This is a genomic window from Acinetobacter sp. YH12040 (genome assembly GCF_013420005.1).
Lineage (GTDB): Bacteria > Pseudomonadota > Gammaproteobacteria > Pseudomonadales > Moraxellaceae > Acinetobacter > Acinetobacter amyesii.
In genome coordinates, this window is sequence record NZ_VOZB01000005.1 from 104763 (window position 1) to 118721 (window position 13959).

13 protein-coding genes are annotated in these 13959 nt (G+C 41.6%); 8 read left to right on the forward strand and 5 right to left on the reverse strand.

The genetic code is table 11. From position 1 onward, the window contains the following. Positions 1 to 77 precede the first annotated feature (77 nt). Positions 78 to 1487, reverse strand: coding sequence for an FAD-binding oxidoreductase (locus FTT99_RS07260; protein WP_078189543.1), 1410 nt, complete (start codon positions 1485 to 1487; stop codon positions 78 to 80). Positions 1488 to 1859: 372 nt separating this feature from the next. On the opposite strand from FTT99_RS07260, the gene serA reads away from it, so the two are divergent. The 3 genes from serA (at position 1860) to FTT99_RS07275 (ending at position 5177) form a co-directional block, all read left to right on the forward strand. Next, complete coding sequence (serA, locus tag FTT99_RS07265) at positions 1860 to 3092, forward strand: phosphoglycerate dehydrogenase (protein ID WP_180021554.1); 1233 nt, start codon at positions 1860 to 1862, stop codon at positions 3090 to 3092. A gap of 116 nt (positions 3093 to 3208) precedes the next feature. Beyond that, positions 3209 to 4078, forward strand: coding sequence for a DMT family transporter (locus tag FTT99_RS07270; protein WP_180132080.1), 870 nt, complete (start codon positions 3209 to 3211; stop codon positions 4076 to 4078). A 220-nt stretch (positions 4079 to 4298) separates the two neighbouring features. Then, positions 4299 to 5177, forward strand: a complete 879-nt coding sequence (locus FTT99_RS07275; protein ID WP_180132081.1) for a DMT family transporter — start codon at positions 4299 to 4301, stop codon at positions 5175 to 5177. Between the two features lie 85 nt (positions 5178 to 5262). On the opposite strand, the gene FTT99_RS07280 is transcribed toward FTT99_RS07275, so the two are convergent. The 3 genes from FTT99_RS07280 to truB form a co-directional block, all read right to left on the reverse strand. Next, positions 5263 to 5724 carry a hemerythrin domain-containing protein gene (locus FTT99_RS07280; RefSeq protein ID WP_078192502.1) on the reverse strand — a complete coding sequence of 154 codons (462 nt, stop codon included), beginning with the start codon at positions 5722 to 5724 and terminating at the stop codon, positions 5263 to 5265. Between the two features lie 135 nt (positions 5725 to 5859). After that, a complete protein-coding gene (locus FTT99_RS07285; RefSeq protein ID WP_180132082.1) occupies positions 5860 to 6633 on the reverse strand; it encodes a TSUP family transporter in 774 nt (257 codons plus the stop codon). 26 nt (positions 6634 to 6659) lie between these two features. Continuing rightward, positions 6660 to 7568, reverse strand: coding sequence for a tRNA pseudouridine(55) synthase TruB (gene truB, locus FTT99_RS07290; RefSeq protein ID WP_180062885.1), 909 nt, complete (start codon positions 7566 to 7568; stop codon positions 6660 to 6662). A gap of 153 nt (positions 7569 to 7721) precedes the next feature. On the opposite strand from truB, the gene FTT99_RS07295 reads away from it, so the two are divergent. The 5 genes from FTT99_RS07295 to FTT99_RS07315 all read left to right on the forward strand — a co-directional run bounded on the left by FTT99_RS07295 (position 7722) and on the right by FTT99_RS07315 (position 13501). Continuing rightward, the gene (locus tag FTT99_RS07295) at positions 7722 to 8750 is read left to right on the forward strand and encodes a lipase secretion chaperone (RefSeq protein ID WP_180161342.1); all 1029 of its coding nucleotides are present in this window, start codon (positions 7722 to 7724) and stop codon (positions 8748 to 8750) included. Positions 8751 to 8843: 93 nt separating this feature from the next. After that, complete coding sequence (locus FTT99_RS07300; protein WP_373684604.1) at positions 8844 to 9773, forward strand: esterase/lipase family protein; 930 nt, start codon at positions 8844 to 8846, stop codon at positions 9771 to 9773. A gap of 366 nt (positions 9774 to 10139) precedes the next feature. Beyond that, positions 10140 to 11150, forward strand: coding sequence for a triacylglycerol lipase (locus FTT99_RS07305; protein ID WP_180161344.1), 1011 nt, complete (start codon positions 10140 to 10142; stop codon positions 11148 to 11150). Between the two features lie 202 nt (positions 11151 to 11352). Beyond that, complete coding sequence (locus FTT99_RS07310; protein WP_180132085.1) at positions 11353 to 12318, forward strand: triacylglycerol lipase; 966 nt, start codon at positions 11353 to 11355, stop codon at positions 12316 to 12318. A gap of 223 nt (positions 12319 to 12541) precedes the next feature. After that, on the forward strand, positions 12542 to 13501 hold the full coding sequence (locus FTT99_RS07315) for a triacylglycerol lipase (RefSeq protein WP_180132086.1): 960 nt from the start codon (positions 12542 to 12544) through the stop codon (positions 13499 to 13501). Positions 13502 to 13564: 63 nt separating this feature from the next. On the opposite strand, the gene rplS is transcribed toward FTT99_RS07315, so the two are convergent. Beyond that, positions 13565 to 13936 (reverse strand): 50S ribosomal protein L19, encoded by a 372-nt coding sequence (rplS, locus tag FTT99_RS07320; protein ID WP_078189351.1) that lies wholly within the window; start codon positions 13934 to 13936, stop codon positions 13565 to 13567. Between the last annotated feature and the right edge of the window lie 23 nt (positions 13937 to 13959).

Sequence of the window (13959 nt, forward strand, 5' to 3'; positions counted from 1 at the left end):
ATCCATAGGCGGCTAAAAAGCATGCTATAGCCATAAAAAACGCATCCGAAGATGCGTTTCCAATCGTCTTTAAAAAATTAAAGATCGAACAATTTACCTGGGTTCATAATTGCATTTGGATCGAATACTTTTTTCAATGCTTTCATATATTCGATTTCTTCTGCTGAACGTGTGTAATCGAGGTAAGGCTTCTTAGTCATACCCACGCCATGTTCTGCAGAAATTGAACCGTCATATTTTTTCACAGTTTCAAATACGTATTTGTTTACCACTTGGCATTTTGCAAAGAATTCATCTTTACTTAAATCCGCAGGTTTCAAAATATTTAAGTGCAAGTTACCGTCACCAATATGACCGAACCAGCAAATTTCAAAGTCTGGGTAGTTCGCTTCCACAATTGCATCAATTTCTTTAATAAATGCAGGCACATGTGTAATTAGAACTGAGATGTCATTTTTGTATGGTGTGAACGGTGCGATTGACTCTGAAATGTCTTCACGTAAACGCCATAAGCTGTGTACTTGGTCTAAGCTTTGGCTCATCACGCCATCCAGTACCCAACCTTGTTCCATGCAATGTTCAAAGATTTCCATTGCCGCATCCATGATCGGTTCAAATGGTGCTTCAAACTCAAGTAATACATAGAACGGACATGGTGTTTCAAATGGACGTTGAACATGACCATTGTCCAATACTTTTTGCATTGCAAGCTCACCAAAGAACTCAAATGCAGTCAGGTCGATTTTCTTTTGGAAGGCATGTAGAACAGGCATAATCGCATCAAAATCAGGCACACCGAGAACCAACACTTGTAAGTCATGGGGTTGACGTTCAAGTTTGATTTCAGCTTCAGTCACTAAACCTAGCGTACCTTCACCACCAATAAATAAGTGTTGAAGTGCATAACCCGTCGCGTTTTTGATCATGCCTTTATTCAAGCGCAGGATGTCACCTTTACCAGTAACCACAGTCATGCCCAACACCCAGTTACGAGTCATGCCGTATTTAATCACTTTAATACCGCCGGCATTGGTACCGATGTTACCGCCAATTTGTGATGAACCTGAAGATGCAAAATCAACTGGGTAGTACATGCCTTGTTCTTCAGCATAGTTCTGAAGTTGTTCAGTCACTACACCTGCTTGTACGCGAACCATACGGTCAGCTGGGAAGAATTCCAAGATTTGATTCATCTTGTCCATGCTCACCACGATTTCACCGTTAGCAGCCACAGCACCTGCTGATAAACCTGTACGACCGCCACTTGGGGTAATCGCGACATTAAATTGGTTTGCCAGCTTAACAATTTGTTGAACTTGCTCTGTGCTTGAAGGGAAAACGACGACCGACGGGTTTGGATCGAAGTGCTTAGTATGGTCACGACCCCAATTTTGGAGACTATCCGCATCGGTTTTAATTCGGCTTTCGCCAACAATAGCGGTCAATTGGGTCAATAACTCTGGGGTTAAAGCGACTGGAGCATTCATCGTTTTCAGACCTTGCAAGAAGTAAACAAGTTTTTTAAAGGTCCAGACTTCATTCAGTCAAAACTGCGGTAACGCATATTTCAAGGGAAAAAGCCTGAAACAGAGCGCATCAAAATGTCAGGGAATTGGTCATGATGATTTTGAGCGGCACCATTATAAGCTATAACTGGGCTTTTTTTGACAAAACCCAAAGAAAAACGTGATTTCAAAATGTCACGAGGAATATGACCAAGTTAATTAGACCAAATCTAAAAAATATTGACTCATCATTCGCCAAAATAGCCATGACGTCAGTCATAAAGGAAATGTATATCAGGCGACTTCCTATGCTATTATATGCGCACTAAATTTGGCCTTTGTAGCGGAGCCGTAATGAGCCAACATCTTTCTTTACCTAAAGATAAAATTCGTTTCTTGTTGTTAGAAGGCGTTCACCAAAACGCAATCGACACTCTAAATGCTGCTGGATACACCAACATTGACTACCGTAAAACTGCGCTTGAGGGTGAAGCGTTGAAAGAAGCGGTTAAAGATGCTCACTTCATTGGTATTCGTTCACGTACTCAATTAACTGAAGAAGTTTTTGAAGCGGCGAACAAACTGATTGCTGTGGGTTGTTTCTGTATCGGTACAAACCAAGTGAACTTAAATGCTGCAATGATTCGCGGTATTCCAGTATTTAACGCACCATACTCAAATACGCGTTCAGTTGCTGAACTAGTACTTGCTGAAGCGATTCTATTACTTCGTGGTGTTCCTGCAAAATCTGCTTCAACTCACCGTGGTGGTTGGAACAAGTCTGCAGTTGGTTCATTTGAAACTCGTGGTAAAACTTTAGGTATTGTTGGTTACGGTTCGATTGGCTCGCAACTTTCTGTACTTGCTGAAAGTTTAGGTATGCACGTAATTTATTACGATGCTGTAACTAAACTTCCAATGGGTAATGCACGTCAAGTCGGTTCTATGGGTGAACTTCTTGCGAATGCAGACGTGGTTTCTTTACACGTTCCTGACGTTCCATCTACACGTAACTTCTTCGGTAAAGAGCAATTTGCTCAAATGAAAGAAGGCGCAATCTTCCTCAATGCTGCACGTGGTACATGTGTCATCATTGAAGATCTTGCTGATGCAATCAAATCTGGTCATATTGCTGGTGCGGCTGTAGACGTATTCCCGAAAGAACCAAAAGCAAACGGTGAAGAATTTGTTTCTCCACTTCGTGGCTTAGACAACGTGATTTTAACCCCTCACGTTGGTGGTTCTACGATGGAAGCGCAAGCGAACATCGGTCTTGAAGTTGCTGAAAAATTCGTTGCTTACTCTGATAAAGGTATGACTTTATCTGCAGTGAACTTCCCAGAAATCGCGTTACCGTTGACTGAAGGTAAACACCGTTTACTTCACATCCACAAAAACGTGCCGGGCGTTCTTTCAAAAATCAACAACTTGTTTGCTGAACACGGTATCAACATCTCTGGTCAGTCTTTAATGACTAAAGGTGATGTGGGTTATCTTGTAATGGACGTTGATGCAACTGCATCTAAAGAAGCTTTGGATACTCTTCACGAAGTTGAAGGTACCATCCGCGTTCGCGTATTGTTCTAATTTAATTAGACACTGAAGCCACAGCCTTCGGGCTGTGGTTTTTTATTGTAGTAGACTTTTAAAATCTGGCTTTTGCCAATCTCCCGCTATTCGAGTCATCGAAAAAAATTTAGTCTATGCCAAATTTTAAAATTACCCCTGCTCTACAAGCACCACTGATCTTGCTTATTGCAATGATCAGTATGCAAAGCAGTGGTTCGTTCGCTAAGTACCTGTTTGGTCAGTTTCCCATCCTGACCGTATCCGCGATGCGTTTACTGCTCGGTGCATTAATCTTGGCGATCATTTTTAAAGTTTGGCAGATCAATTTTAAACAAGTCAAATGGTCTGCGATTATCAGTTATGGCTGTGCTCTTGCAGGCATGAATATGCTATTTTACTTGTCGATTGATCGTCTCCCGCTCGGCATTGCCGTGTCTTTTGAATTTATTGGTCCGCTCAGTGTCGCACTATTTGCTGCACGCCGAAAATTTGACTTTATTTGGGTCGGACTGGCTATTTTAGGCCTTATCCTACTTTTTCCTTTTGACCAAGCTGCACAACGACTTGATCCCTTGGGCATTGCCCTCGCCCTTGGCGCAGGTGCGTGTTGGGCACTCTATATCGTGGCTGGTCAAAAACCGTCAGGGGTCTCAGGCAATCATACCGTTTGCTTAGGCATGTTCGTCGGCATGTGTGTTTTGATGCCCATCGCACTCTTTGCAGGTATGCCGGCACAGGCGTTTGAGCCAAGTAGTCTGCTGTATTTTATTGCACTTGCGACCTTAGCTAGTGCTTTACCTTTTACTCTAGAAATGATTGCGCTACGTAACATGACTGCGCTGAGTTTCGGTACACTCATGAGTTTGGAACCCGCTGTTGCCGCTCTCTCGGGTTTTATCTTTTTGCATGAACAATTGTTATGGACACAATGGTTGGCATTAGCAGTGATTATCAGTGCTTCGATTGGCTGTACTTATACCACGCAAAAGACCAAATCAATTTAAATTCAAACCGCCTTAATCTTTTGAAAATATCTCCATTTTTTATTTTGAATTTAAAAATGGTGGCGATTTAAAGACGATTTTTTATATTCAATTTTTTTAAATTCAAAACCTGCAAATTGCATTTCTGCCTCTGAAAAGTCATCAATAATTCAATATTAACCGCTATACTGAGCAGAATTAAAAATTGGGGTACTTTGTTCCCCCCACCACAGCGTGCCGCATGCCAAACTCACAATTATTAGCAGTCGTTTTCATGGTACTTTCCATGATCTCCTATCAGATCAGTGCATCATTCGCCAAGCAATTATTTTTGGTGCTTGATCCACTCAGTGTGACCATTTTACGACTCTGTTTTGCTTCAATTATTATCTGCTTAATGTTTCGTTCATGGCACATTTTAAAACGGCTGTCTTTTTTAAAATGGTGGGATCTGCTCTGCTATAGCGCGGCACTCTGTTTGATGAATGTGTTGTTCTATATGTCACTGGGTAAATTGCCACAAGGCATTGCCGTGGGTTTAGAGTTTATTGGCCCTTTGGGTCTGGCATTGTTATCCATTAAAAACAGCAGTGATTATATTTGGGTCTTTTTAGCAATCTTAGGCATTACCTTGATGGTGCCTTGGGGACAAGCTCATGATGGTAATTTCTCAATACTTGGGGCAGCCTATGCCTTAGCAGCGGGACTCTGTTGGGCATTCTATATTTATTTCGGGCAAAAAGTCGTACACCAAAATATTGGTATGCATGCGCTAACGATTGCCATCACACTGTCCACACTGACCTTGCTCCCGATTGGACTATATAACAATGCACCCGCCCTACTCGATACCCAATATTGGCCGAAAGCCTTATTAATTGCGATTTTAGCCACGGCCATACCTTATGCACTGGATTTAAAAGCGTTAAAAATCCTCAGTAAACTTAGTTATGGGACTTTATCGAGTTTGTCGCCTGCATTAGCTGCCATTACAGGTATGGTTCTGCTTGGCGAAAATATTGGGACGTGGCAATGGGTGGCCTTAGTCTGCATTATGTTGGCATCCGTCGGGGTGACTTTACGTTCCTCTCGCAATACTCCGAGCAGCGTATCAGACTAAATTTTTATATTTATAGTTGAAACAAAAAGACGGCCTCTGCCGTCTTTTTTTTGATTTTGCATTCGTCTTCAGGCTTCACTTGCGTTTAGCCCGTCAAACTGTCTTTATCTGCTTTCTTGTATTTCTTATATTCCGCCAAATATTGTTTGGCTAAACTTTCCTTTTGTTTTTCATCTAAGATTTTACCTGCTTGCTGAAAAAAGCCGTGCTCTTCTTCCTGCAAATGATGATGTACCGTTTCAGATAATTTTTTCGCAATCGCCAACCAACCTGGATTACTAAATTCAGTTTCCGTCAGTTGCTCTAATAATTCATCCATCTCATGATGTTCTGCCAATGCATGACGGGTGATGTTTAAGCCTGAATCAGTCATCATTAACGGGATGTAAAAATAACGATCTTCGCCAACAGCATGAGCAAATAACTCATTTTTGAGCAGCTCAAATAAATCTCGACGCTCAGGTGTATCCCCTGATGTTTGAATGAGTTTTTCAGCAAGTTCACGTTGCTTTTCATGACTTTGGCGTAAAGCTTCAAATATATTCATTGTAGTGATGACCTCTGATGCTTAGCTAATTGTGTATTATGAAATTTAATTATTATCCACAACTCAAACGAGTCGCTTATTTTCATACTAATCATTTCAGCGACAGAATTCAGCAACGCTCTGTTAAGATTTGTTTTAAGCTTGTCCCGTAAAGGTTTGATAACCCAACCGTACAATCAAAATACTCACCAAAATCAAAAATAGAATTCGAATAAAACCACTGCCGTATTTAATCGCCGCACGTACACCAACGATCGAGCCTAAAATATTTGCTATAGCCATCATTAAGCCTATCGCAAATAACACATGGCCAGTGGGCGCAAAAAAACTCAGTGCAGCTAGATTTGTGGTTAAGTTGGCGACTTTTGACAAAGCAGAGGCATGTAAAAAATCTGCTTGTAGATAACGAATAAAAAAGAAAATAAAGAAACTGCCAGTGCCAGGTCCAAAGATGCCATCATAAAAGCCAATCATCAGACTACCAATAGCGGCAAAACCGAGGATTTTAGGAGTCAGTTCTTGGCGTACATGCACCTGACCAAATTGTTTTTTGGCAAAGGTATAAATTGCAATCACAATCAACATGACCAAAACGAAAGGACGTAAGACTTCTTTTGGAATCATTGATACACAGGCTGCTCCCACAAAGGAAGCAACAAATGCACAGCTTGCAATGACCGCAAGTAATTTCCAACGGAGTTTGACTTGGCGTAAAAAAGAATAGGACGCCGAAGCCGTACCAAAGATCGAAGACAACTTATTGGTGCCAAATACGGTCGCTGGAGATAAGTGCGGCATGGCATTCATAATGGCAGGAATTTGAATCAGTCCGCCACCACCAACAGCTGCATCAATTGCACCAGCAAAAAATGCAAAAAATAGCAGGCTTAAGATGATTTCAATTTCCATAATTTGGCTTCAGTGGCTGTTGATGACTATTCAAGATTTAATACACGTTTTGGTACTAAGCGCTTACGATCGGTAATTTCCGCTAGACCTAAGCAACGTTCCCCATCAAATACCAAAACCTGCGCTTCCGCAGCATGCTCAATATTACTTTCCATTCCACGACTAAAATATTCAGCTCGACCTTCCGGCGCTTGCACTTTGCAGAAATGATCGACAGGTGAATACACCGGCAGCAATAATGCTTCACGCTCAGCTTCGGACAGACTCTCTAAATATTCAATGGTAAAGCTTGGGTTAAGATCAAAATGACCCGTTTGAATACGGTGTAGATAGGTTAAATGTCCAAAAGTACCCAATGCTTTGGCAATATCTTCGCCTAATACACGAATATACGTGCCTTTGGAACAGGTGATGTCGAGTGTAATACTATTCTCATTAAATGATAATAACTCGATGGCATAAATCGAAATTGGACGTGCTTCACGCTCAATTTCTATGCCTTTACGCGCCAACTCGTACAGCGGGCGACCTTCTTTTTTCAGCGCAGAATACATCGGTGGAATTTGTTGGATATCTCCCACGAACTGTGCCAGTACCTGCTGAATAGATGCCTCGGTCAAAACAGGTACAGCTTGTTCCATCAATACCTCACCTTCCACATCACCCGTCGTGGTGCTGTGTCCTAAAAAGACGGTGGTTTGATAACGCTTGGTCGAGTCGAGCAAGAAATGTGAAAACTTCGTCGCTTCACCCAAACAAATTGGCAATAAACCTGAAGCCAGTGGATCAAGCGCACCAGTATGCCCTGCTTTTTGCGCACGAAACAGCCAACGAACCTTCTGTAAGGCTGCATTCGAGCTAATACCTAATGGCTTATTCAAAAGAAATACACCATGTACAGGACGACGTTGGATCTTAGGAGAGGCTTTTTTCATGTCAAAATTTGGCTAATACAGGAACAGCGCAATGGTAACAACCCACCTCTAACGTTTACAACTCTTCTATGTTTTTATCTGCGTTTTATGTCATATTGAGTTCGCATTTAGAACTCTAAAACAATTAAAAACGGAATAAAGGTGCATTGGGATATGCAAAAAAATAAACTTTGGCTCATCATAGCCTTGGTCGTTATCGCAGTTGCTGCATTCATATATTGGCTTGCGCCAAAAGCATCACAAAATGATCCTTCAGATCAATCGATTCAACAACAAAATACGCCTTTAGCTCAGGGCGAAAGCGTTACGGCTCAAGCAACAAGCGGTTCTTCGCTGCTCAGTCCAAGTCAACAAGACACGGAAGTTAACTGTCAAATCAGTATGGATGGTTCAAACCGTTTGATCGTGAATGAACAAACACGGAATTGCTTTGAATATTTCATTACTCAGTATGGTGAAAAGTCGATAGATCAAATTAAAAAGGATTTTAAAGCCTACATTGCGCAAGGTCATAAAGAACCTGCGCTGTCCCAAATTTATGATTTGTGGGATCGTTATATGAAATATCGTGAACAGTTAGGTCATTTACAGCCACCAAGCGACGACAAAGAATCACCACAATACTATCGCTCGATCTACAGCAGCACCCAGAATTTAAGAAAACAGTTCTTTTCTGATTATGAAATTGAAGGTTTATTTGGCAAGGAAAATACTTATCACGAATACACCCTAAAACGGATGGAAGTAGTAAATGACAAAAAACTGTCTGAATCAGAAAAAGCCAAAAAACTAAAAGCCCTGTTTGATGAACTCCCAGAAGATTGGAAAGAAAATCTGGAACAAATCAATAAACTTGAAGATTTACGCAAGCTCACAGCAGACATTAAAGCCCGTGGTGGTTCAAGCGAAGAAATCCATCAAATGCGGTTAAATTTAGTGGGTCCAGAAGCTACTCAACGCCTTGAAAATCTAGACAGCCAGCGCAGCTCTTGGAAATCTAGCGTAAATCAATACCTCACAGAGCGTGACAGCATTGTGAAAAGCAATATGAGTGACAGTGCTAAACAACAAGCGGTGCAGCAACTCCGTAATCAACATTTTAAATCGAAGGAAGATCAGCTCCGCGTCAGTACCTTTGAATCTGTGCATGATCAAGGTGGAAAATTACCTTTCGCAGAATAACTGCAAACAACAATTTAAAAACAACTTCAATTTCAGGATGAAATGATGAAAAAACCACAAGCTCTTTTATGCGCAATCATCGCTGCATCAGCAATGATCGCCAGCACACAATCCCAAGCAGCGGCAGGACTCCAACATGTCACCGCCAACAGCTCGGCAAACTATGCCAAGACCAAATATCCGATTGTGTTTACCCATGGTATGTTCGGGTTTACTCGCATTGGTTTTGACAGCTTTGGCATGGATTATTTTTATCAAATTTTGCCAGATTTAGCTCGTAATGGGGCCAATACCTTTGCTGCCCAAGTTTCTCCGCTAGAGTCGACAGAAGTCCGTGGTGAGCAATTGCTCTCTCAAGTCGAAGAAGTTCTTGCTCTGACCGGCCAACCCAAAGTGAACCTCATTGGTCATTCACATGGTGGACCGACAACTCGCTACATTGCAGCGATCAAACCTGAATATGTGGCTTCGGTGACTGGGGTTGCAGGCACTTATCGTGGCTCTCTAGTCGCAGATAAAATCCAAGCAAATAAAACCATTAACTCAGTCTTTGGGGTCCTTGGCGATCAACTCTTAGCACCGATTATTACTTGGGCTGAAGGCAACTCGAGTCTACCCAACAGTGTTGATGCATCACTTACCGCGATCAGTGAAAAAGGTTCTGCTGAATTTAATGCAAAATTTCCAACTGCAGCACTGGCTGCGAACTGCAATCAGTCGGGTGCCAAAGTCGACAATGGCGTGTATTACTACTCATGGACAGGTACAGCGCAAACCACAAATGTATTAGATGTACTAGATACAGTGATTAGTCAGCTTGCCCCTTTGGCCTATGGAAATCGTGACAATGACGGTTTGGTTGGACGCTGTAGCACCCACATCGGACAAGTAATCCGTGATGACTACAATCACAACCACTTAGATGAAGTGAATATGGTCTTTGGTCTACGCAGCCTATTTTCACCTGACCCAGTTGCGCTCTATCGCCAACATGCCAATCGTTTAAAATTACAGGGACTTTAATCCAAAAGTTAGTTCCCTTTAAGTAGTGAACAGGACGTCTTTGGACGTCCTTTTTTATTTACAATTTTCTTACTTGTAAGCATTAAATAAATTAATTCAATAAGTTATTAAATCATAACAACTAAAATAAATAGCAAAAATAAAAGACGAATGTATATAAATATACTTGTCACCTCAACGCCGTCCATGTCCTAAAATGACATGGAATTTCAAACCGAGCATGAAAAAATGACCAGGCATCTTTGTCTATTCAAACTCTCTAAAATCAAAGATATGGCCTGGCCAATCACAAAGATGTTGCTTAAAAACAGAGAGTATTTTCATTATTAAAAAGTAATAAAAACAACATCAGATCAAGGAACATTTATGCGATCTTTAGTAAACACGGCCAAGATGGCCTCTGTAGCTGCAGTTGCAGGCTTAGCGATGAGTATATCGGCAAGCACTCAAGCTGCGCCTAGCGTCCTCCAGGTGAAGGAAACGGTAAAATCTGACTACGCAAAAACCAAATATCCAATTTTAATGGTGCATGGTTGGCTCGGTTGGTCACGTATCGGCACCGACACCATCGGACTAGATTATTGGTACCAAATCTTGCCAGATATGGCACGAAATGGCTCAACCGTATTCGCGGCGCAATTATCTCCTGCAAATACCACAGCACATCGTGGTGAGCAGTTAATTGCACAAGTTGAAGATGTTTTGGCTATTACAGGGAAACCAAAACTTAACTTAATCGGTCACTCTCATGGCGGCCCAACTGTATTGTATGTTGCTCAAACAAAACCACAGTACATTGCGTCTATTACAGGTGTTGCAGGAACCTATCACGGCTCTAAAGTAGCGGATGATATTCAAGGCAACTCACTTTCTCGCACTGCCTTTAATATTTTAGGTGACTATATTGTCGGCCCACTGATTGCTTTGGGTCAGGCAAAACCAGAGCTTGAAATTGATTTCGATGCTTCAATGAAATCATTATCACAAACAGGTTCTGCTACATTTAACAGTACGGTTGCAAAATCTGCTGTAGCTGACGGTGTTTTGGCATCTTCAGAAAATTGCAGCAAAAACTTAAAGCAAGTCGACAGCAAAGGAATTCAGTACTATTCATGGACTGGTGTTGCACAAACCACGAATCTACTTGATATCGACACGATCCTGATGCAACTCGGGCCATTGTCTTATGGCAATAAAGACAATGACGGTATGGTTGCACGTTGTAGCGCTTATATCGGTAAAGTCATTAACGATAGCTACAAACTTAACCATACCGATTTAGCCAATATGATGTTCGGCTTAACGGGGCTATTTGCCCAAGACCCTGTGGCGCTGTACCGTCAACATGCTAACCGTTTAAAACTGCAAGGACTTTAATTCTTATCGTTGAAATTTAAATGCAATAAGGGGGCTTCGGCCCTCTTATTTGCTTTTATCGATCTGATAAATTGTGCTCTTTTATTTTGTTACATTTAGCGTCACAGTTAATCTTTTTCAATTTGCAACAGGTGATCTTTATTGCTTTATTAGAAGTGACAATAAATATTGTCATAAAACAATAATACATTGAGGATCGCTCATGAAATACGGATCATTTTTAGCAGGTTTAATTGCAGCTACGTTCATCAGTAATGTATCTGCATCGCAAGCAACCCAAGTCACTGCCAAAGCTAGTTCCAGCTATGCAAAGACCAAATATCCAATCGTATTCAACCATGGTATGGGTGGTTTTATTACCGTTGGTACGGACTCATTTGGACTCGACTATTGGTATCAAATCCTTCCTGATCTTGCCCGAAATGGTGCAAATGTTTGGGCAACTCGCGTATCGCCTTTTAACTCTACCGAAGTGCGTGGCGAACAGCTTCTACAACAAGTTCTTGAAATCCAAGCACTCACAGGTGCGGATAAAGTGAATTTAATTGGACATAGTCATGGTGGACCAACGATTCGTTATGTTGCCGGTGTTCGCCCAGATGTGGTGGCTTCATTAACCAGTGTTGCAGGACCTCATCAAGGATCCCCTGTTGCAGACTTAATTTTAAAAGCTGAAGGCACCGCTGTCGAAGCACCCTTGGTTGGAGCTGTGAATTTTGTCTCTAAAACCATCGTTTGGGCGCAAGGTCTAGATCCAAAGACTTACCCTCATGATGCATTGGCAGGTGGTTCAAGTTTAACGCTAGCGGGTTCTGCAAAGTACAATACCGCATTCCCTCTGGGCTTGCCTAAATCCAATTGTGCTGATGGCAATAGCGTGGAAAAAGGCATTTATAACTATTCATTTACAGGTGTGGGCCAAATCACCAATATTTTAGATTTAGACTCAGCCCTAAAAGTGACCGCATTACTGATCGATGGCGGAAAAGACAATGATGGCCTCGTATCACGCTGTAGTGCCAAGTTTGGTAAAACCATTCGTGATAACTACAACTGGAACCATTTAGATGAAGTCAACCAAGTGCTTGGTCTCAAAGCGTTGTTCGCACCAGATCCTGTCGACGTTTATCGTCAACATGCCAATCGTTTAAAACTTCAAGGTTTATAATTTAGTAAAGCTATACATTAAACCCTGTAAATTCAGGGTTTAATGATATTTTCATTAATCAATTTACAAAATCATCTTCATTCCATCGATTAGTTCGCACATTCTACTTTCTTTTTTTATAATCCTTAATGACAATAAAAATTGTCAAATAGACGAGTTTGTCTATTTCCAAACTGAACTAAATCACAGTTTGAATACCAAAACAAAAAGAAAGGAATGAAAAATGAAAGGAAAATTGCTCTGCGCCACGCTCCTTGCAAGTATGGCAGTGACCCAAACGCATGCTGAATTGGGTATACAGCAAGCGACCACCAAAAAAGTCATCGACAATTATGCTGAAACCCAATACCCCCTAGTGTTTGTACACGGGATGTTTGGTTTTAACCGCTTAGGCGGTGCCGTTTTTGGTCTGGATTATTGGTATCAAGTTCTTCCCGATTTGGCAAGCCATAAAGCTACGGCCTTTGCGACACAAATCTCCCCGTTGGAATCCATTGAAGTTCGTGGAGAACAACTGTTAGACCAAGTTGAACAAGTAGTTGCCATTACTGGCAAACCCAAAGTGAATTTAATTGGTCATTCACATGGTGGTCCTACGGCTCGATATATTGCTGGTGTACGACCTGATTTGGTTGCCTCTGTCAGTACAGTCGCAGGCACCAATGACGGTTCACCTGTGGCGGATTTAGTACAGAGTGTGCCGATTTTAAATGGCGTATTAGCGACAGTTATGGATGCCTTAATGACCCCAGTGATTAACTTCGCCCAGCAGTCGAATCTACCGTCAAATTTTAAAGCATCGATCTATAGTATGTCTCAACCAGGAGTCAAAGCCTTTAATGCAAAATTCTCACTGGGTATGCCTGCAACCAAATGTGCTGATGGCCCAAGTGTAGCCAATGGCATTAGCTTCTATTCATGGACAGGTATTTCCAACACCACCAACTTACTTGATCCAGACACGATCTTTACCGCAATGGGGCCAATTGCATTTAGCGGACAACCGAACGATGGCTTAGTGAGCCAATGCAGCAGTAAATTGGGTAAAACCATCCGTGATAATTATAAGTGGAACCATTTCGATGAAGTCAATCAAGTATTAGGCTTGAAAGGCTTATTTGCACCAGACCCTGTTTCAGTCTACCGTCAACATGCCAATCGTTTGAAACTTCAAGGGTTATAATTTTCTTTCTTGCATAAAAAAATGCGCCTAAAGGCGCATTTTTTTACAGCGTTGTAAGACAAATTATTTTGCTTTACGAGCTGGTAATTTTTCACGAATACGTGCAGCTTTACCAGACAATTCACGTAGGTAGTAAAGTTTAGCACGACGAACGTCACCACGACGTTTCACTTCGATACCAGCAACGATTGGTGAGTGAGTTTGGAATACACGCTCAACACCGAAACCACTAGAAATTTTACGTACTGTGAACGCAGAGTTCAAACCACGGTTTTTCTTAGCAATTACAACACCTTCAAATGCCTGAAGACGTTCACGCTCACCTTCTTTTACTTTTACTTGAACAACTACTGTGTCGCCAGGAGCAAAAGCAGGGATGTCTTGTTTCAACTGTGCATTTTCAACAGCTTGTACTAAAGGATGTTTACCGCTCATGGGGTATCTCCAATTATGCGAGT